Here is a 19218-nt window from a genome sequence, read left to right as displayed (position 1 = left end):
CGGCCCCACCCGCCGGGACGGATCGGGGAACCTCGGCAGGGACGGGGGTACAACCGCGCTGGCGAAAGGTCGGTCGTTTTATCACCGCGTCGCGTAGCCGTCTCCGAGATGTCACCACACGTCCGGATCGCGAGCGACGACGACGCTCTCGAGGTGAGACGAATCCTCGACGCCGCGATGCTCGAGCCGGGCGACGTCGAAGCGCGGATCGCGGTCGGCGACGTCCTGGTGGCTGGGGATCGTCGGGGACCGAAGACGAACGGTGGAACGGCCGACACGAGCACGGAGCAGCGAGCGACCGGAGACGGTGCGGAGCGAATTCTCGGCACCACCGTCCTCGAAGCCGACGACGGCGGCGGCGCACACGTCTCGGCGATCGGCGTCCGTCGTCGCCACCGGGGACGAGGGATCGGCACCACACTGATCGAACGGGCACTCGAGCGCGAGGGACGGCTCACGGTGCGCTTCGACGACGACGTCCGCCCGTTCTACGAGGCGCTCGGCTTCTCGATCGAGCCGATCGACAAACAGCGATATCGTGGCGTCGTGACCGCACAATCACGGAGATAGCGATTCCGACTGGACCGACGTTCGCCGAACGTATTCGTCACGGTTCTTCCCGGCTGGGAAGGGTGAACCCAACTCAAGAACGATATTCGTGAACACTCGAACGACGAGTCGACCGACTCGAGACGGCCAATGAACGAGTACACACTCATCATCGCAGTCGCGAACGCGGCGACGCTTCTGACCGGGGGTGCCGTCGCGACGCTTGCGTTCAAGGCGTTCCGTCGAACCGGTTTACGGCCGCTTCGCGCGGTCGCAACCGGGTTCGCCTTCATCGTCGTCGGATCCGTTTTCGGCGGCTTCGCCCACCTCCTCGGCGGGAATGTGGCTCTCGGCGTCGCGATCCAGAGTTCGTTCGTCGCGGGCGGGTTCGCCATCCTGCTGTACTCGCTGTACGTCGAGACGACCACAGCGCAAACGTTCACCGCGAGTTCCTCGAGGTGACTCGCGCGTGAAACGAAGACGAGAACGAGAACCGTCACAGCCCGGTGGCTAGACGGAAGAATCCGACTCGAGTTTCGACCGAAACCGGTCGAGGCCGAGTTCGAGCATGTCGGGGCTGACGGGCTGGAACTCGCCGTCGGCGGGCAGGTACGGGCGGACGGAGTCCCAGCTCTCGCGGGCGTAGCGTTCGTCGAGGAGAACACGGACGCCGACGTCCTCGGGCGAGCGGATCACCCGACCGATCGCCTGCCGGGCCTTGCGGACGGCAGGGATCGTCAGTGCGTACGTGAAGCCGTCCTCGAACTCGTCGTCGTAGGCCCGCCGAACCGCCTTCGTCCGGGGACTCGAGGTGTTGACGATCGGGACGCCACAGACCACGGCGGCCGAGAGTCGGTCGCCGCTGTAATCGACGCCCTCGGTGAGCGTCCCCCGCAGGCTCGTCACGAGCACCTTCCCCTCGCCGTCGAAGAAATCGGTTTTGAGCGACTCTGTCGTCTCGTCGTCGCTCGCGGCGTCGAGCAAGACGGGTTTCGAGAGCCGATTCTCGAGGATGCCCGCGATCCAGTCGGCCTCGGCGTAGCTGGGCATCCCCACGAGGACGTTTCCGGGGAGGCGGCCGATCCGTTCGATCGCATCGGCGTAGTGGTCCCGTGTCGGGTTCTCCTCGCCCGGACGACCCCGGTTGTCGTAGGTGAACTTCGGTGCGGCGACCGCGAAGCTCTCGCGATTTTCCTCGGGGAAGTGGAGGCCGTACCGGCGTTCGACGACCGGACGGTCCTCCTCGCGCTCGAGATACTGCAGACCCGTCACCTCGGTAAAGGCCTCGATCGGCTCGAGGGTCGCACTCATCAAAATGCCGCCGCCGAAGGCCGCGAGTCGCGAGCCGATGGCGTCGCTCGGCACACAGTTGTGCAAGGCGAGACGGGCGGTGTACGCTCGTCGCCAGGAGTCTGCGGGTTCGACCTCGTTCCAGGTTCGCTCGAGTTCGACCTCGCGGAAGTAGTCGGTGTGACCACGGCGGTACCACTCGCCGAGGACGCGGCCGACTGCGGGGGCCGCACGGGTTCGTTCCTCGTCTTCGGCCTCGTTCAGGATTCGGGCGACGACGGCACCGACGGCCTCCGCGCGGACCCAGTCGGCGTCGCCGTAGCCCGCCTCGCGGGCCCACTCGGTGAGTTCGTCCTCGGCGGGTTCGGCCGGGTCGCGAAGCGGTATTTCGGCGTCTTCGAGGTCGGTCAGGTTCGATTGCCACCCGCGGTGATTCCGGTCGAGATAGGCAGTCACGCGCCGGTCGAGTTCGCCCCGCAGATCCCGGAGGAACTCGAGGGTTCGGTTGAGTTCCTCGTAGGAGACGTCGCTGTCGTTCAGTTCGGCACGGACGAGGTCGGCGTCGGCAGTCTTCGAGCCGCCTTCCGCCTGGCGGCCCTCGCGTTCGAACTTCACCGGCTGGATGACCCGCGAGAGTTCGGTCTCGGCGTCTCGCAACGTGGTGTCGGCGATTCCTTCGCTGACCAGATCGCGTACGCGGGGCTCTAACATGTGCGCTTCGTCGCAGACGACGAACGTCGAGTCGTCGAGCAACGCGCCCGTAAAGGAGCCGACGGTCCGGGGATCGAACGCGTGGTAGTAGTTACCGACGACGACCTCGACGTGGCCGAGAGCCGCCCCCATCACCGAGTGCGGGCAGGTGCCGTGACGGGCCGACCGGGCGACGAGGTCCTCGGGCGTGACCATCCCCGCTCCGGTGAAGTCGTAGGGGACGGCCTCGGCCGCGTCGCCGTCGCTTCCCTCGTCGGGAAGATCCTCGAGATAGCGCGCGTAGAACGGACAGTACTCGGTTTCGGCGCCGACGGGGCCGCCCTCGCCGTAGCTGGGGAGGTCTGGTGGGTACGGCGTCGCCTCGCCCGCAGTCTCGAGGAACGTCGCGCCACCCCCGCGGCTTCCGCTGTCGGCGAGGCCGATCTGCTGGCTTCGAGCCTGGGCGGCCAGGCTGGCGGCAGTCGTCTCGCCACCCTCGCCGGTCAGATCACGGGTTCGATCGCGCAGGGTCTCACACCGGTCGTAGACGTTGCCGTCGTCGATGCCGGCCGCGCGCTCGCGGTTGTACGGACAGACGTCGGCCTTTCCGACGAGCGTGAGGCCCGAAATCGGGTCCCAATCGTCGGGGAGGTTCTCGTTGATCGTCTCGAGATCCGTCTCGAACTGGCGCAGTTGCTGTTTGACGCTCGTGAGGACGAGGACGCGCTCGTAGTCGGTGTCGCGATTGCGGACGAGCGAGATTCCCGCGGTGAGAGCGATCATCGTCTTTCCGGTGCCACAGGCGCCCTCGACGACCGAAAAGCCGCCCTCTCGAGCGGTGTCGACGGCTGTCTCGATACCGTCGACCTGCGCGTCGTAGGGCTCGTCGTGGCCGAAGATCGGACGCCAGTCCATGACTCTTTCCGTACTCATCTTCCGTCGGTCATAGCGTTGACGGAGTCGTGCCTCGGCATCGGATATAAACCGTCGGCTGAAATGCGAGCGCAGTGTTCGGACGATGTCAGGGTATCTGGGCGGGTTACACCCACCACGAAAGCCTCTGACTCTGTAGACCTCACAGGAGCAACTCCCACTCAGGACGAGACCGTTGGTCTCTCGAGCGACGGCGAAGCCGCTACGCACGAGTCAGCCCCTTTTGTAGTGATCTAACAGCTTCCGACGGGCAGTCAGTACAGGCGAAGATAGTAGCAGTCCACTGTCCCGCACCGACTTGCGGTGGCGCGCGCTGTCGAGCGGTCGAGTGATGACGGGACCGCTCGAGAAAACTGCGCGAGGTCTTCGTGAGCGTAGCGAGCGAAGGCGTGGAAGGCGTGAAACGTCTTCCTATGGATGAGCGACCAACGGGAGCGAATCGGCTGGGGAGGACGTGGCTACTCACCGTTGCCACGATAGCAGAACGGTTCTTCGCCACGTCGACTCCGGTGAGCGAGCCCGTGAATACACAGACCGACTTGTTTCACCGGGAGAGTCAGTGCCATCAACACTATCGGAAGAGTTCTCTGACACGCTTTCCCGCGTGATCTGAATAGCATCAAAGCAAGAGAGTGTAATAGCGACCGACGGTCCGTCACCCACCCCCGTCGATCACCGTCACCTCGAGCGGCCCCGGTCCGATCACGATCCGATATCCCTCGTACTCGAACCGAACCGTCACGTCGGCCTCCGACTCGAGCACCGTCGTCAGCGCCTCGGTGTCCACGTGCTCGTACAGCGGCGGGAGGGACGTCCCGCGACAGCCCTCACGGGCCGCGACTCGAGCGAGTGCCGTGGCGAGCGCTGGATGCATCGTGATCGGTCTCGAGTTCGATGATTCTCGCGGCGAACACCGATTCGCAGTCGGGACAGACGATCGCGCTCTCGGCGGCGATCGCGTCGCCGGTCGGCTCCGTCCGTACGTCGGTACCACAGTCGCAGTGGATGGTGAATTTCGTTGGCATGCGTAGCTCAGTTCTCGAGACCCGACGCAGCGGAGCACAACCCAGCCAGGGAACCAGAAACCCGTGAGACCGCTCCAGTGAAACGAACACGTGAGACCGCTTCAGTGGAGCGCGTGGGATTGGTTCGGCGACACGTCGGCAGGTCTTTATTTCACCGACGTCAATGGTGGACTGCTCCCGCTACGCGGGAGTGGTGTACGAGCCGGAGTACTTGCTTGCAGGCGTGGACTCCGGCTCGGCGCACTTTCAGTGCGCGTCTATTCGTTGTTCAACCAACGTAAAGAACGTTAGGATACTGACTGGTGTCGTCGCACTAGCAGTAGTTGGTAGCGCGATTTCTGTATTCAGAATACGGCTGGAACTGGATTGGGTGAGTCGATAACGACGTGTGCATAGTGACGGTTCCAAATTCAAATATTGCAAAATTATTACCAATGCACATGATGGTATTTTAATAAGAGGTGTCGAGGATTGACTGTATGGCGCGGCTCAGAAATGAGTGCAAGGAACATCTCGAGATCGCTTTAGAGTCAGACGATTCGTCTGAGAAGGACTTCCATATTCGCCAGGTGCTACAAGCGAGTGGGGTTGACGATCTCCCACAAGAGTCAACAGAACGGTAACTGTTTACTCTATACCGACTGCTCAATTCTACAATATCGAGGTGAAAATTTGCCGTGCACAGATGTTGCCCTTCACAACTACTGTTCAGGGCGATGAGAGTGTCAAATTTGGGATGGTGATACTCAGCTGATGATACGAGTAAACGATGTGCTGTACAAGAGCGATAGGGCCTTCAAGGTGCGGCTGCACCGAAACTCCCGTTCGACCTTGCAAACGGGATGTCGATTTCGAGACCATCGTAGGCTAACTTCGGCTGCTTCGCCTGGCCCGATCCACCGCCTTCGAACTCGAGGACACCGATGTCCTCGAGTTCGGAAAGGTTCCGATGGACCTGCTTGTAGTCTCGCTCCACCAAGGCAGCGGCTTCGCGGATACTCTCGGGGTCGTGTTTGGATATTGCCTCCAACAATTCCAGATTCTTCGGGCTGAGCAGGCGACTGAGTTCTGTATACGATCCGAAGTTCAATACCGGCTGGGCGTCGTCGAGTTCTTCACCCTCCTGGGCGGCCTTGATACGGCTGCGCGTGTGCTGGTCGAGGCGGTCGCGTTTGCCGACTGTGACTTTGAGCGTGGGCATTGTTTGTACCTCCTAGAGGCGTCCTACTCAGGCCAATTCCACGAAACAGACGATATTGCTTCAGTCTCTCGTTTGAACTGGTCGTAGAGCGTCAGCATCCCAGGGAATTCGATGATTTCGACACCGTCATGGGTGTGGTGCTCGTGACCCTTCGTCCGTTCGTGGGCGTTGTCGTAGCGAAGGATGGTATCCCCGCCGACTTCTCCAAGGTGAAGACCGTAGTCCCACCCGCTCGGATACTTCTCATCCTCCGTCTGTCGGATGGTGACATCAACGACGTATCCGTCTTCGACATCCTTCCAGTCTACGATAGTGATGTAGGACGCCATCCGCTATCCTATGTTATTAGCTCCATCGCCATAATCCTATGGACTTTGGTACATAGCCCAGGAATTGCTGGAAGTTCACCATAGCAGTTCGAATTCTTCATTCCACCGTATTTCTGTAATTGAATACAGTGCGATAACTACGTGTGCCAACCTTTTGCTCTGCGTGCGGTCGCAGAGCGACCGCACTCGGCAAAACGTTGATAAAAAGCACTCCTCCCTCCCCTTCGGGTCGGTCGTCGGCCCGCTCGCTCACGTCGTTCGCTCGCGGTGAGTGCACACTTCTTCGCCTGTATCGAACAATCGTTGCAGCCACTCTGCTGAATAAAATAACTGTGTTCTCAACCACTGGTAGCCCCAAGACCCTCGATCCCGGGGCTACGCGTCTGCGGATTCGGCGTCGGCGTCCGCTCGAGGCCCGTCCGCGACATCGCCCTCGAGCGCCCAGTCGCGGTCGAGCGTGGGTGGCCCAGAGACGGCGACCAGGAGGGCGGCGACGACGAAGACGAGGATGCCGACCCCGCCGACGGGGTTGACGAGGAGTTCGGAACCGCCCTGTGCGAAGACAAACATCGTCGCGGCGAAGGCGTTGAAGATGCCGTGGAAGATCGACGGCGCGAGTACCGACCGCGCCGTGACGGTGAGATACGTATACACCGGCGACATCGCGAGACAGGCCAGGGTCATCACGCCGACGCCGAGAACGGGGTTGGACGGGAAGTTGTAGCCCGCCAGGACGACTGGAGCGTGCCAGAGTCCCCAGACGACCCCGATCACGGCCGACGCGCCCCAGAAGCCAAGCGGTGCGAGTTCGGTGAGGAGGACACCCCGCCAGCCGAACTCCTCGCCGAACGCGAAGACCGCGTTGATCGTCGCGCCGACCGCGATGGCGAGGACGACAGCGAACAGGAGGTTGAGCGGCCAGCCCGGCAGCGACGGCCCGGCCGGTTCCTCCGCCGGCGCGAACTCGGTCCCCTCACCGGTGAGTGGATCGGCGTCTGGGACGAACTCGACGCCAGGAAGGAGTAACGAAACGCCGGTACCGACCAGAAGCAACGCGATCGGCACGACGGCGGCGACGCCGAGCCAGACGAGTCGGTTCGACGGGAACCGAAGCCCCGCGCGTTCGAACGACGGACGCCCGACGATACAGGTGACGATCCCCGCGAACATCGGGGTGAACATGTACGCCGGGGCGAGGACGATCATGCTCACGCCTGTGAGTCTCGAGACGGCGACGAAGCCACTCGAGAGCGCCACGAGCGAGCCGAAGAAGATCGACAGCGAACGACGATCGATCACGGGTTCGTCCCGGTGGTACACCGAGTAGGAGCATGTAGCTGTCGCTTTCTCGAGTACGACGTGGCGATCGAGGACAGTTCCCCGGCGGCCACACCCTCGAAGTCGTGCCACCTCTCGTCCGGGCCTACCTGAGGTCGATGCCGCTCGCCCCGAGCAACTCCCGGAACGCCTCCTCGTCGACGATCGGGACGTCGTTTTCGGCGGCGTCGTCGCGTTTGGTCTGTCCGGGGTTGTCGCCGACGACGAGGTAATCGGTGTTGCCCGAGACGCTCGAGGTCGCGTTCGCACCGTGGGCCTCCACCAGCTCCTGTGCGTCGCCTCGAGTCATCCCCTCGAGCGAGCCGGTGAAGACGAAGGTGAGCCCCTCGAGTTCGTCGCCGCCGGTCTCGAGGTCGACTTCCTGGGGCGAGACGTGCTCGAGGATGGCGTCGACCGCGGCGGCGTTGGCCTCGCTCACGAAGAAGTCGTGGATCTGTTCGGCGACCGTCTCGCCCACGTCGTCGACGCCCTCGAGCCGGTCGGGTTCGGTCTCGGCCGTCTCGTGGATCGCCTCGAACGTCCCGAACTCGCGGGCGAGTTCCCGAGCCGTCGCCGGCCCGACGTGTGGGACGCCGAGCGCCGAGAGGAAGTTCGGAAGCGGCGGCTCACGGGCCGAATCGAGTTCGGACAGGAGATTCGTCGCGCTCGTCTCCCCCCACCCCTCGAGGGCGACGAGGGACTCTGACTCGAGTTCGTAGAGGTCCGCGATCGACTCGAGCAGTCCCTCGTCGACGAGCTGGCGCACGGTCTTCTCGCCTACCCCCTCGAGGTCGAGGCCGTCGTCGCTGGCGTAGTACTCGATTGAACGTCGAAGCTGGGCGTCACACGCTAACCCGCCCGTACAGTAGGCCATCGGCCCGTCGCGCTCGATGGCGCTGTCACAGACTGGACAGCGATCGGGGAGTTCGTAGTGGCTCTCTGGTTCGTTCTCGTCGCCTTTCTCGACCACTTCCTCTACGTAGGGGATCACGTCGCCCGCCCGCTGGACGCGGACCGTATCGCCGACGTCGACGTTCTTTGCCGCGATCTCCTCGGGATTGTGCAGGCTCGCCCGGGAGACGGTGACGCCGCCGACGTCGACCGGCTCGAGCAAGGCGACTGGCGTTACCCGTCCCGTGCGGCCGATCTGGACCGCGACGTCGACGATCGGCGTCACCTCCGCGCGGGCGGGGAACTTGTAGGCGAACGCCCAGCGGTCGTGGCGAGCGGTTCGCCCGAGTTGCTCGCGGGCGTCGCGGTCGTCGACTTTGACGACGACGCCGTCGATCTCGTAGGGAAGGTCGTCGCGAGCCTCGAGCATCCGATCGCGGTAGTCGATCGCCGCCTCGATCGCTGACCGTTCGCCGGAGCCGTCGGCGACCTCGACGCGGTCGTTGACCCGCAGCCCCCACTCGGGGAAGCGCTCGAGTTCCTCCCGGTGAGTGTCGGCCCCGTCGCTCGAGTCGAGGACGTCGAAGTAAAAGACCTCGAGCGGGCGCTCGGCGACGACGGAGGGGTCGAGCTGACGGATCGTCCCCGCGGTGGCGTTTCGAGGGTTGGCGAAGGGGTCCTCGCCGCGTTCGATCCGCTCGCGGTTGTGTTCCTGAAAGGCGTCTTTGGGCATGTAGACCTCGCCGCGGACGGCGAGAAAGTCGGGGTAGTTGCCGTGGAGACGTTGGGGAACGGAGCCGATCGTCCGGGCGTTTCGGGTCACGTCGTCGCCCTCGCGGCCGTCGCCGCGGGTCACGGCGCGCTCGAGCGAGCCGTCCTCGTAGACGAACTCCATCGAGACGCCGTCGAACTTCGGTTCACAGACGTACTCGACGTCCCCCACCTCCCGTCGCACGCGCTCGTCGAACTCCCGGACGTCGCCAGCCTCGCCGCTCTGGTCGATCGAGAGCATCGGCGCGACGTGTTCGACCGTCTCGAACTCCTCGATCGGTTCGCCGCCGACGCTCCGCGTGGGGCTGTCGGGATGGGCGAGGTCGAACGCCTCCTCGAGTTCCCGGAGGCGCGCGAACAGCGCGTCGTAGGTGCGGTCGGCGACGATCGGATCGTTCTCGACGTAGTACCGGCGATCGTGTTCGCGGATCGCCTCTCGGAGCAACTCGACGTGCTCGCGGGCCTCGTCCTCCGAGAGGTCCTCGAGCGGATCGAACTCCGTCGGCGGATCCCGAAGATACGGATTGCCTTCCTCGGGCGCGTCGGCGGCGGACATGGCTCTGGGTCGATGGTTCGAACCACCACCTCCTAAAGACGATGACTCGACTCGGGGGATGCTACCCTCGAGCAGGTGTCGACGAGTCGAATCGACCGGTCGCCGATCGTGTCATGACAGCCACGTGTACTCGTCTGCTACCCTCTTGGGTTCGTGCGGTCAAACGCGCCGAGAGCGCCGCTCTCCCAGGTCTTCGGATAAATCAGCCCATACTAAAGCCGACGCGGGCGGTCGGAACGGACGAGCGTATCCGTCCATGGTATCACCAGGCAAGCTCCGGGCCGTAAGCGAATTGCACCGCGACGACCGCGACGCGTTCGAGCCGTCGATCGACGAAACCGGGGACGTCACCTACCCCGCGGTCGAGCGACACCTCGACGAGCGGGACGGGACGGCTATCGACGTTCTCGAGGCGATGGCCGACAGCGGCGTCCTCTCGTCGTCGTTCGAACACAAGGTGTACGTCTGTCCGAACTGCGCCGCCGAAGGGATGCAATACAGCACCGGCTGTCCGAGCTGTAGCTCGGTTCACGGGACGTGGGAGACGACGGTCGTCCACCCAGAGTGTGGCGAACCGCTCGAGGAGCCCCCGGACGACGACGCGGCGCACGCGGACGCGTCGAACTGTCCGGATTGTGACGCGGACGTTGCCCGGGACGACCTCGAGCGCGGTCAGCACTATCGGTGTCACGATTGTGATTCCTGGACCGACTCGCCGGTCCACCGACTGTGGTGTCGGGAGTGTCCGCGCACGTACCCACCGGCTGAGGCTCGCGAACAGCCGCTCAACAGGTACTACCTGACGTCCGCCGGAGAGCGGTGGCTCGCCGACCAACAGGACGCGCGGCGATCGCTCGCGCAAGCCCTCGAGAGTCGCGGATACGAGACGAGCGTCGACGTGTCTCCGCCCGCGGCGGAGACGGAGTTGCCCGTGCACGTGTACGCGGAAGACGACCTCCTCGACGATCGGATCGTCGCGGGCGTCCACGACTCTCCCGACTCCGAGGACGTCCGCCGACTCGCCAAGATTGCACGGGAGGTAGACGCTCGACCGATCGTGCTCTCGACGAACGGCTCGGTCGACGAAGGCGTCGCGGAGATACTCGACGCAGAAGACGTCACGATGGTGAGCGCGACGGGAGGCGACCTCTCGAGTGAGTACCGTGTCGAGCCGACCGGCGGCGACGACCGACTGCTCGATCGGGTCAGATCGTTCGTTTCGTCGTCGACCGCCAGGAGCTGACCGGCCCCGTGGCGAGACCCAGCACTTTACCCTGCTGGGAGAGTATACCACGGTAGATGGAAACGGGAACGGAGTACGGACTGGTCGACCTCGAGGAGACGGAGGTTCCAGGCGACGAGTGGGAGGAGATCGACGTCTCGGATACTGAGGCCGATCGCATCGCCCGCAAGCGCGACCGAAAGTTCGAGCAGTTCGAAGAGCGGATCAAAGACGCCGACCAGTTCAAGGTCGAACAGTCGGTGTTCGACGACGCGACGCTGGCGGCACTCTACAAACTCGTCCAGGACGGCTACGTCGAGGCCTTCGGTGGCCCACTCTCGACGGGCAAGGAGGCAAACGTCTACCACGCACAGGGCGATGGCCGCGAAGTCGCCGTGAAGGTCTACCGGATCAACGCGTCGAACTTCCGCCAGATGCGTGACTATCTCGAGGGCGACCCGCGATTCGAGGGGCTGGGTGGCAAGAAGAAAGACGTCGTCCTCGCCTGGACCAAGAAGGAACTGGCGAACCTCCGGCGGGCCCAGAAGGCGGGCGTCCGCGTCCCGGAACCGATCGCCGCCGAACGCAACGTCCTCGTCATGGAGTACATCGGCAACGAGGAGGGGCGCGCAAAACGCCTCGGTGAGGTCCACATCGAGAACCCCGAGACCGCCTACGAGGTCATGCGCGAGTACATGCGCCGGCTCTACTCGGCCGGGATCATCCACGGCGACCTGAGCGAGTACAACGTCGTCTTCGACGAGGGACAACTGGTGATCATCGACGTCGGGCAGGCCGTCACCGTCCACCACCCCAACAGCCGCGACTTCCTGGAGCGTGACTGTGAGAACGTCGCGAGCTTCTTTTCCCGGCAGGGACTCGAGACCGACCCCGACGAACTGCTCGAGTTCGTCACGACGCCGGAGCCGGATCCGTCTCGAGACTGACCCCGTATCAGTCGGCCCGTGGAAGCTCGATACACACTCGCGTGCCGCCGAGTTCGGAGTCGTCGTCGATCCGGAGCGAGCCACCGGACTTGCGAACGACGAGATCGACCATCCAGAGTCCGATCCCGGAGCCGTGCTGGAGGTCGGTTTCCTCCCCGGCCTGTAGCGTCTCGATCTCGTGAGAATCGATACCTGGGCCGTCGTCCGCGACGACGAGACGGACAGTGCCATCCGTCGGTCGGGCACGAACGTCGATTCGGATCGAATCGGAGCCGTCGTGGTGAGCGACGGCGTTCTGGACGAGTTCCTCGAGCGCCCGCTCGATGCTCGGGTGTGCCGAAACGACCACCTCGGGGGGGACGTCGATATCGATCTCGACGCCCGGGTGGTCGTCGGCGTACGCTCGAGCACACCGCCGAACGGCGGGGTCGAGTGGGATCCGTTCGTCGGCCGTCTCGGCGTCGATGATCGTCTCGAGGTCTTTGGCGTTCTCGCTGTGGCTCAGGATGCGATCGGTGTTGGCGACGATCTCGGCGACGTGATCGTCGAACCGGCCGTCGTCGGCCCGCTCCTGGATGATCTCCGCGTGTCCACGTAGGATCGTCAACTCGTTTCTGATGTTGTGTCTGAACACGCGAGAGAGCACCTGCTTGAGCAAGTCGAGTTCCTGTTCGCGCTCTTTGAGTTCCGTAATATCGCGCAAGAGAAGCAACGTGCCGGTCGCCGTCGCTCCCTGCTCGATCGGTCGGACGTCCATCGAGAAGTGACGAACCTCCCCCTCGGATTCGAGGCTGACTTCGGTCCCGGCCGTGACACCGCGCTCGTACTGTTCGACGATCGCGGGGTACTCCCCACAGACGGACTCGAGATCGTCTCCGGTACAGTTCCCGTTGACGTCGAACAGCGCTCGTGCGGCCGGATTGCTGTCGACGATGACGCCCTCGGTATCGACGGAGAGCAGCGCATCGGACATGGTCTCGACGGCTTTCCGACGGCTGACAGGCGCGAGGGCAAAGAGCTGGTATCGAAAGAGTGCGAGCCCCCACAGCACGGTCGTAACGAGGAACAGAAGTGGCGTCAGATCGACGTAGGGCGGAACGGCGTCGACGTTTCTGAACACATACGTGTTGAGCGCGCCGGGAAAGCCGATGGCCCAGCCGGCGATGAGCAACAGGAGCTGTCTGCGGTGATCCCCGACTGCCGACCGGAGGTCCTGTGCGAGGAGACCGGCGGGAAGCATCACCATCGCCACCGCGAACCCGATGTGGACGATGTACCACGGTCCGAGGACGAACTCGGCGATTCCGGAGGGGTCCCCCGGAGTCTCCGGCGCGAGGACGAGATGGTGCCACGGGTTCGTCGCGGTGAGGACGACCGTCACGACCGGGACCACCAGGAGCGCGACCAGCCACGGCCGTTTGACCGTTACCTGTCCCCGTCTCGTGTACTCGAGGACGAGAAGCGGCCAGCCGAAGATGACGAGGATCTGGAAGACGTGCCGGATCGTCGTGTTGAGAAATACCGGCATGACCGCGGTCGGCCAGGTGATCAACGCGAGTTGAATCGACCAGCCGGCCATTCCGAGTTCACAGAGGAAGAGGCCACGAGCACCCGGCTCGTCGCGTTTGCGGAACGCGTAGGCCGCCACTCCGGCGATGGGGACGGCACAGATCAGCATAAAGAAGGTCAGCGACTGTTCTGCGCTCGTCATCCCAATCTCACACTGACCAGCGTGTTGAAAACAATTATAGATGTGGGACGTTTTGCCCAGTGAGCGCTCGAGACGGGCTGAACTCGGCAGTTCGCCCCCGGAATTCGTCGAGTGCTGGACGACGAAATCCGACGAACCCAGCGCGTGGTAATCTCGTCAAGATCCAGCGTGATACGTTCGTCGTAACTGACGTGGCAAAAACGAGCGCAACACTCAACTCGAGTCGGTCATCGAGGCTTCGGTCCCGGACGCGACTCCGTCGGCTCCCGAACGCCTTTGTGGTTCGCCCGCACGGATACCCGTATGAACATCGGGATCATCGCAGATACCCACGACAACGTCGACGCCGCCGAGCGAGCCGCCGAGATATTCGCGGAGGAAGGCGTCGAGATCGTCGTCCACTGTGGCGATTTCATAGCCCCGCCGCTGCTGTCCGCCCTCGAGGGGTTCGAGGTCCACGGCGTCCTCGGGAACAACGACGGCGAGATATCGGGGCTCGAGGTGGCCTTCGACGACCTCGGGTCGGAAAGCGAACTCCACGGCCGGTTCGCGAGCCTCGAGTTCGACGGGCTCTCCGTTGCCGTTCTCCACGGCGAGTCGAAGGCGGAGGTCGAGGCACTCGCCGACGCCGAGACGTACGACGTCGTCTGTTACGGCCACCACCACGAGCGAGAGCGGACGGAACGTGGTCGAACGACAGTGCTCAATCCTGGCGGACAGTTCCCGACGATCCCGGACGACCACCGGACCGTCGCGATCCTCGATACGCGCTCCGAGTCTGTCCGGTTCCGATCGGTCCTCGAGTGATCAGTGCCAAAGCGCAACTCACTCCCGTCCTCGGACGGTAGTCCCGCTATGAGCGACTCCGGTGACGGCACGGGTGACGACGTGGACGTAGATCGGTGGCGGACCGAACTCGAGGAGAAACGGGCCGAGAAAGACGAGTTCTTCGGCACCCATCCCCAGTCGCCGATCCCGCCGGACGACCGCGACGCGTTCGACGGGCTCTCGTACTTCGAACCGGACCCGACCTACCGAGTGACGGCGACGGTCGAGACTCACGACGATCCCGAGGTCGTCCTGATGGAGACGACCGCCGGCGGAGAGATGCGGTACCTGCGGGTTAGGACCCTCGAGTTCACGCTCGATCGTGAGGAGCCCGACCTCGCGGACGGTATGTTCGAACTCGCGGCCTACCGTCTCGAGAGCTCGGGCGATCAGCCGCTTTTCGTCCCCTTCCGTGACAAGACGACCGGCCAGCAAAGCTACGGCGGCGGCCGGTACATGGAGCTGTCACCCGACCGAGAGCTCACGGACGGCGACGAGATCCTCCTCGATTTCAACCTGGCGTACACGCCGTTTTGTGCGTACAGTGACAGCTACGACTGTCCGCTCCCACCGGAGGAAAACTGGCTCGAGGTAACGATTCCGGCCGGCGAACGGTTCGAATCGTAATCGCTACGGGGCGACACCAACCGTGAGCAACGTGCCGAACTCGCGGTAGCGCTCGAGCATCGCCTGGCGGGTGTCCCAGTTATCGGTTGGAAACTCGGATTCGGGCGGGATCTCGATCTCGTGGTTGGGAAGGTTGTCCTGCTCGGCGACGTGGAGTCCCGCTTCGCGAAACGCCTCGCGGTACTGCGCCAGGTCCCAGCGGGTCATCTCCACCGAAATGGATTCCTGCCACTCGTGGGAGTGGACGTTCTCCTCGTAGTAGTCGACCGCACAGTAGACGGTTCCGCCCGGCCGCAGTACTCTGGCGATCTCCTCGAGGGTGTGGTGGGGATCGCCAGCGTAGTAGAAGGCCTCCATCGACCAGACGTGGTCGATCGAGTCGGTCGCGAACGGAAGCGAACCGAAGTCGCCGACGACGTAACCGACACTGGAATCGTCGGTGTACCCCGCCGCGTTTCGCGTCATCTCGGGTGAGCCATCGAGCCCGTAGATCCGTCCCGCGTTCTTTGTCTCCCGGAGTGCACGACCGGCGTAGCCGCTGCCACAGCCGAGATCGAGAACCACGTCGCCGGCTTCGACCGGCATCCGCGCCAGCGCGTGTTTCGCGGTGTGCCAGTGTCGGTCCTCCATTCCCCTGTCTCGGCCGCTTGCGGCCCACTCGTCGAACTCCTCGCGAACGCTCATACACAGCGGTCGACTCCCCACACCAAAATCCGTTCGCCTTCGACTCGAGTCATCGACATCCGCGACGGGGATGTCGTCGGCGACCGGCGGTATCGACGCCTGGCGCGCCCGCCGCCTCGACGGTGTGTCGATCGCTCCGTGACGACCGACAGACTCTTTAGGACCGCCTAAAAAGTATGAGTGGAGAGGTTTAGGTCGGCCGAAACACCGTGGGCATCGGTCTCGGTCGAGCGAGACAGCCAACGCTGTCCCCTCCTCTCGACCCTTCTCTCGAAGATAATCGGAAGCTATATGTGTTTTAGGCCGACCTAAAACAAGATATGCAACAGCGCGACAGCAATCGCACGGACAGGACGACTGGACGACGACCGTTCCTCGCCTCCGCGGGCCTCTCCGCGGTCGGACTCGCAGCACTCGCAGGCTGTACGAGCGACGAGGGTGGAAACGGCGGTAACGGTGGGAACGGCGGCAATGGCGGTAACGGCGGTAATGGAAACGGTGATGACGACGGAAACGGTGGGGACGCCGGGGCCCCGTCGGTCGCCGACGCCGAACCACTCGCCACTCCGGTCGACTCGAGCGGCGTGAGCTGGGACGATCTCGGCGATCTCGAGGGCGAGATCACGGTGTACTCCGGCCGAACCCCCGACCAGATCGATCTCGTTTTCGAGCAACTCGAAAACGAGTACAGCGGACTGACGATCAACCGCGACTACGACGACAACGACGTCCAGGTCAACCAGTTAGAACAAGAAGGCGACGCGACGCCGGCAGACGTGTTCTACTCACAGGACCCGGGCGCGCTCGGTGCCGTCCACGACGCGGGAATCGTCCAGGAGCTTCCGAGCGACATCGTCGATACGGTCCCCGAGAGTTACCGCCATCCGGACGGATACTGGACCGGGGTTAGCGGCCGAGTCCGTTCGGTCTTTTACAATGAGGACCGATTGGACGAGACGCCGTTCGACAGCTGGGACGAACTACCGACGGACATCTTCTCGTACGCCGAAGACGATCGGTTCGAGGGTATCATCTCGACGCGGCCGAACTCCGGAACGTTCCGCGGATTCATTCAGGCGATGGTCGACCTCGAGGGCGAAGACGCGACGCGACAGTGGGTCAGCGACTTCATGGATCAGGATCCACAGCGGTACGGGAGCGGAAGCACGCAGGCTGAGGAAGTCAACCGCGGCGGTGACGGCGACCCGATCATCGGTCTGGGCAACAGCTACTACGCCGCCCGCCTCGTCAACGAGGACCCCGATTCGCCGATCCGCGTGACGTTCACCGAAGGCGATGCAGGTGCCCTGTTCAGTGTTGCGGGCATCGCCGTCACGAACAACGTCGACGATCCCGAACTCATCGCCGAATTCGCTCGTCACCTCGTCGCCGTCGAGGGACAGGAGTTCATGATGGATGACAACGGCGAGTTCCCCGTCGTCGACGGCGTCGACTACGTTGGCCCGCTGCCCGGTCCCGACGAGCTCAACTCGCCGACGTACGACCTCAGCGAGTTCGACATGGAACTGCAGGCGGCCAACGACCTTCTGGAAGACGAAGGTATGATGCCGCTGTAACCCACCGACGAACGATTGATACGGTCTGCTGTCCATCATTTCCCGCGCTATCGCGAACCGGACGGCGCGTACGCCGGGAACTCGGTACAGCAAATCGTACGACGACCACCGACACCTGAAATCGGGTCCATTCTGTCCCACCCATTCCGTTCCGCCTTTCACCACCCACACAAGTGTTCATCAAACTCACACGGCCTCATCTCTCCGAAAACGTGCTTCGATCAGTCGTAATACCGACGTTCGATCGATACAATCGATTTCGTTATTTGTAGAATGTGTATCACCGTTCAGCATTCCCGGTTCGAGGAACTAATCAGGGGGTTCAAGAGAATCGAAGGCGGACCGATTCATAGGAGAGCCGATTCGGTTAGCAGACACAGACGATGAAATCGCTCACAAACGCCGTCGATACCACACAACGCGTCGAAGCAGCCAGGGAGCGCCTCGAGCGTGTCGAGCCCTGGACGATCGCCCTAGCCGCCGCGAGCGCTCTCGTCGCGTTTCTCATCATTTTGCCGATGTTCTGGCTGGTCTGGCAGGCGTCGACGGTCGAACTATCCCGGGCGTACGATCTCATCGTTTCCTCACAGACCGCACGCATTACGGCGAACAGTATTGGATTGCTGCTGTTCGTGACCGTCTGTTCCATTTTGCTCGGTGTCCCGCTCGCCCTATTGACGACCCGAACCGATCTCCCGTATCCGCGGTTCTGGACGGTCGTGGCCGCACTCCCGCTCGTAATTCCGAGCTATATCGGCGCAATCGCGTTTACCGGCATGTTCGGTTCGGGCGGTGAAATCGACTCGCTATTCGGGATGTCGCTCCCGCGGATCGATGGCCTCTCCGGCGCGACCTTCATCATCACGCTGTACACCTACCCGTACGTGTTCCTGACGACCCGCGCAGCGCTGCTGTCGATGGACAGTTCGCTCGCCGACGCCGCACGGACGCTCAACGCCGGTCCGTTCGAAGCGTTCCGGCGCGTCACGCTGCCACAGATCAGGCCAGGGATCGCCGCCGGTGCGTTGCTCGCTGGCCTCTACGCGATTTCTGACTTCGGAACACCTGCGTTCATGCGGGCGAGCGTCTTCACGAGCAGGATATACTGGGAATTCAGTAGTTTCAACGTCGAGTACGCCGCATTGCTCGCCTTGCAACTGATCGCGATCGTCGCCGTCGTCCTCGTCATCGAGGCAGGGATCGGCCGCGACGAGGACGCCAGCGGTGGCGGTGACACTGGGAGTACGATACGACTCGGCAACTGGAAGTGGCCGGCGATGGGGTTCGTTTCGGGGCTGGGTATGCTCACCCTCGTCGTTCCGGTCGCGATCTTCACGAACTGGGTGTTCCGCAGTGAGGGCGACCGGATTCCGGCCTACGAGTTGGATTTAGGAATTACCGTCAGCTCAGTCAACCCACTCGAGGGCTTCGGGATAGCCATCGGCGACGGGTGGGGAATCATCTATAACTCCGTCCACCTCGCCGCAATCGCTGCGCTGGTGGCCTGCGTCTTCGCGCTTCCCGTCGCCTACTACTCCGGACGGGCGAATTCATTCGTCTCACGGGTGTTCGAACGGGCGACCTACATCGGCTTTGCCGTTCCAGGCGTCATTATCGGCCTCGCGTTAGTGTTCCTTGGAACCCGAACCCTGCCGTCGCTGTACCGGGAAGGCATCTGGCTACTCGTGTTCGCCTACGTCGTCCGGTTCCTGCCCCAGGCGGTCGGGACCGTCCGCTCGTCCGTCTTGCAGGTCGACTACCAGACGATTGAAGCCGCCCGGACACTCAACGCTGGCCGATTCGAGGCGTTCCGTCGCATCACCCTACCTCTTATTATGCCCGGTGTGATCGCCGGCGGCATCCTCGTGTTTCTGACGACGATGAAGGAACTGCCAGCGACGCTGATGCTCAGACCAATCGGGATGGAGACGCTCGTCAGCCTCATCTGGAACGCCCAAGACTCACTCGCGTACCGGTACGCGGCGGTTCCCTCGTTGTTACTGATTCTCATCTCCGGACTCTCGATGATCGTCCTGCTCCGACAGGAGGGTGGCAAGATCGGCTGATACG

17 protein-coding genes are annotated in these 19218 nt (G+C 63.3%); 8 read left to right on the top strand and 9 right to left on the bottom strand.

Annotated elements, in window-relative coordinates:
- Positions 1-108: 108 nt before the first annotated feature.
- Entirely contained in the window at positions 109-570 is a 462-nt protein-coding gene (locus FYC77_RS00495; protein WP_149079547.1) for a GNAT family N-acetyltransferase, read from the top strand.
- A gap of 129 nt (positions 571-699) precedes the next feature.
- Entirely contained in the window at positions 700-1011 is a 312-nt protein-coding gene (locus tag FYC77_RS00490; RefSeq protein ID WP_149079546.1) for a DUF7521 family protein, read from the top strand.
- Between the two features lie 48 nt (positions 1012-1059).
- Here FYC77_RS00490 and FYC77_RS00485 read toward each other — a convergent pair whose 3' ends face one another.
- The 7 genes from FYC77_RS00485 to ligA all read right to left on the bottom strand — a co-directional run bounded on the left by FYC77_RS00485 (position 1060) and on the right by ligA (position 9552).
- A complete protein-coding gene (locus tag FYC77_RS00485) occupies positions 1060-3462 on the bottom strand; it encodes an ATP-dependent DNA helicase (protein ID WP_149079545.1) in 2403 nt (800 codons plus the stop codon).
- Positions 3463-4117: 655 nt separating this feature from the next.
- Complete coding sequence (locus FYC77_RS00480; protein ID WP_149079544.1) at positions 4118-4336, bottom strand: HalOD1 output domain-containing protein; 219 nt, start codon at positions 4334-4336, stop codon at positions 4118-4120.
- On the bottom strand, positions 4290-4487 hold the full coding sequence (locus tag FYC77_RS00475) for a hypothetical protein (RefSeq protein WP_149079543.1): 198 nt from the start codon (positions 4485-4487) through the stop codon (positions 4290-4292). Before FYC77_RS00475 ends, FYC77_RS00480 begins: the two co-directional genes overlap by 47 nt.
- A gap of 796 nt (positions 4488-5283) precedes the next feature.
- The gene (locus tag FYC77_RS00470) at positions 5284-5688 is read right to left on the bottom strand and encodes an HVO_A0114 family putative DNA-binding protein (protein WP_149079542.1); all 405 of its coding nucleotides are present in this window, start codon (positions 5686-5688) and stop codon (positions 5284-5286) included.
- A gap of 23 nt (positions 5689-5711) precedes the next feature.
- Positions 5712-6017, bottom strand: a complete 306-nt coding sequence (locus FYC77_RS00465) for a toxin-antitoxin system TumE family protein (RefSeq protein WP_149079541.1) — start codon at positions 6015-6017, stop codon at positions 5712-5714.
- A 375-nt stretch (positions 6018-6392) separates the two neighbouring features.
- Positions 6393-7316: a CPBP family intramembrane glutamic endopeptidase gene (locus FYC77_RS00460; RefSeq protein WP_238386774.1), complete on the bottom strand. Its 924-nt coding sequence runs from the start codon at positions 7314-7316 to the stop codon at positions 6393-6395.
- Between the two features lie 124 nt (positions 7317-7440).
- Entirely contained in the window at positions 7441-9552 is a 2112-nt protein-coding gene (gene ligA, locus FYC77_RS00455; protein WP_149079540.1) for an NAD-dependent DNA ligase LigA, read from the bottom strand.
- A gap of 256 nt (positions 9553-9808) precedes the next feature.
- Here ligA and FYC77_RS00450 point away from each other — a divergent pair, with 256 nt between their 5' ends.
- Together FYC77_RS00450 and rio1 are read left to right on the top strand one after the other, a co-directional pair.
- Positions 9809-10795 (top strand): TackOD1 domain-containing metal-binding protein, encoded by a 987-nt coding sequence (locus FYC77_RS00450; RefSeq protein ID WP_149079539.1) that lies wholly within the window; start codon positions 9809-9811, stop codon positions 10793-10795.
- Between the two features lie 56 nt (positions 10796-10851).
- On the top strand, positions 10852-11721 hold the full coding sequence (gene rio1 / locus FYC77_RS00445; protein WP_149079538.1) for a serine/threonine-protein kinase Rio1: 870 nt from the start codon (positions 10852-10854) through the stop codon (positions 11719-11721).
- Between the two features lie 7 nt (positions 11722-11728).
- On the opposite strand, the gene FYC77_RS00440 is transcribed toward rio1, so the two are convergent.
- On the bottom strand, positions 11729-13432 hold the full coding sequence (locus FYC77_RS00440; protein ID WP_149079537.1) for a histidine kinase N-terminal 7TM domain-containing protein: 1704 nt from the start codon (positions 13430-13432) through the stop codon (positions 11729-11731).
- Between the two features lie 303 nt (positions 13433-13735).
- On the opposite strand from FYC77_RS00440, the gene FYC77_RS00435 reads away from it, so the two are divergent.
- Together FYC77_RS00435 and FYC77_RS00430 are read left to right on the top strand one after the other, a co-directional pair.
- Entirely contained in the window at positions 13736-14239 is a 504-nt protein-coding gene (locus FYC77_RS00435) for a metallophosphoesterase (protein ID WP_149079536.1), read from the top strand.
- 48 nt (positions 14240-14287) lie between these two features.
- Positions 14288-14887, top strand: coding sequence for a DUF1684 domain-containing protein (locus FYC77_RS00430; protein ID WP_149079535.1), 600 nt, complete (start codon positions 14288-14290; stop codon positions 14885-14887).
- 3 nt (positions 14888-14890) lie between these two features.
- On the opposite strand, the gene FYC77_RS00425 is transcribed toward FYC77_RS00430, so the two are convergent.
- The gene (locus tag FYC77_RS00425; RefSeq protein ID WP_149079534.1) at positions 14891-15571 is read right to left on the bottom strand and encodes a class I SAM-dependent methyltransferase; all 681 of its coding nucleotides are present in this window, start codon (positions 15569-15571) and stop codon (positions 14891-14893) included.
- A 320-nt stretch (positions 15572-15891) separates the two neighbouring features.
- Here FYC77_RS00425 and FYC77_RS00420 point away from each other — a divergent pair, with 320 nt between their 5' ends.
- Entirely contained in the window at positions 15892-17148 is a 1257-nt protein-coding gene (locus tag FYC77_RS00420) for an extracellular solute-binding protein (protein WP_202911740.1), read from the top strand.
- A gap of 383 nt (positions 17149-17531) precedes the next feature.
- On the top strand, positions 17532-19214 hold the full coding sequence (locus tag FYC77_RS00415) for an ABC transporter permease (RefSeq protein WP_149079533.1): 1683 nt from the start codon (positions 17532-17534) through the stop codon (positions 19212-19214).
- Positions 19215-19218 lie beyond the last annotated feature (4 nt).

This window comes from Natrialba swarupiae, assembly GCF_008245225.1.
GTDB lineage: Archaea > Halobacteriota > Halobacteria > Halobacteriales > Natrialbaceae > Natrarchaeobius > Natrarchaeobius swarupiae.
The sequence above is the reverse complement of the archived record's forward strand: the minus strand, read 5'-3'. Positions and strand labels throughout refer to the sequence as shown.

Coding starts and splice junctions, on each gene's coding strand:
- FYC77_RS00495 (WP_149079547.1), top strand. CDS start 109: ATGTCACCACACGTCCGGATCGCGAGCGACGACGACGCTCTCGAGGTG.
- FYC77_RS00490 (WP_149079546.1), top strand. CDS start 700: ATGAACGAGTACACACTCATCATCGCAGTCGCGAACGCGGCGACGCTT.
- FYC77_RS00485 (WP_149079545.1), bottom strand. CDS start 3,462: ATGAGTACGGAAAGAGTCATGGACTGGCGTCCGATCTTCGGCCACGAC.
- FYC77_RS00480 (WP_149079544.1), bottom strand. CDS start 4,336: ATGCATCCAGCGCTCGCCACGGCACTCGCTCGAGTCGCGGCCCGTGAG.
- FYC77_RS00475 (WP_149079543.1), bottom strand. CDS start 4,487: ATGCCAACGAAATTCACCATCCACTGCGACTGTGGTACCGACGTACGG.
- FYC77_RS00470 (WP_149079542.1), bottom strand. CDS start 5,688: ATGCCCACGCTCAAAGTCACAGTCGGCAAACGCGACCGCCTCGACCAG.
- FYC77_RS00465 (WP_149079541.1), bottom strand. CDS start 6,017: ATGGCGTCCTACATCACTATCGTAGACTGGAAGGATGTCGAAGACGGA.
- ligA (WP_149079540.1), bottom strand. CDS start 9,552: ATGTCCGCCGCCGACGCGCCCGAGGAAGGCAATCCGTATCTTCGGGAT.
- FYC77_RS00450 (WP_149079539.1), top strand. CDS start 9,809: ATGGTATCACCAGGCAAGCTCCGGGCCGTAAGCGAATTGCACCGCGAC.
- rio1 (WP_149079538.1), top strand. CDS start 10,852: ATGGAAACGGGAACGGAGTACGGACTGGTCGACCTCGAGGAGACGGAG.
- FYC77_RS00440 (WP_149079537.1), bottom strand. CDS start 13,432: ATGACGAGCGCAGAACAGTCGCTGACCTTCTTTATGCTGATCTGTGCC.
- FYC77_RS00435 (WP_149079536.1), top strand. CDS start 13,736: ATGAACATCGGGATCATCGCAGATACCCACGACAACGTCGACGCCGCC.
- FYC77_RS00430 (WP_149079535.1), top strand. CDS start 14,288: ATGAGCGACTCCGGTGACGGCACGGGTGACGACGTGGACGTAGATCGG.
- FYC77_RS00425 (WP_149079534.1), bottom strand. CDS start 15,571: ATGAGCGTTCGCGAGGAGTTCGACGAGTGGGCCGCAAGCGGCCGAGAC.
- FYC77_RS00420 (WP_202911740.1), top strand. CDS start 15,892: ATGCAACAGCGCGACAGCAATCGCACGGACAGGACGACTGGACGACGA.
- FYC77_RS00415 (WP_149079533.1), top strand. CDS start 17,532: ATGAAATCGCTCACAAACGCCGTCGATACCACACAACGCGTCGAAGCA.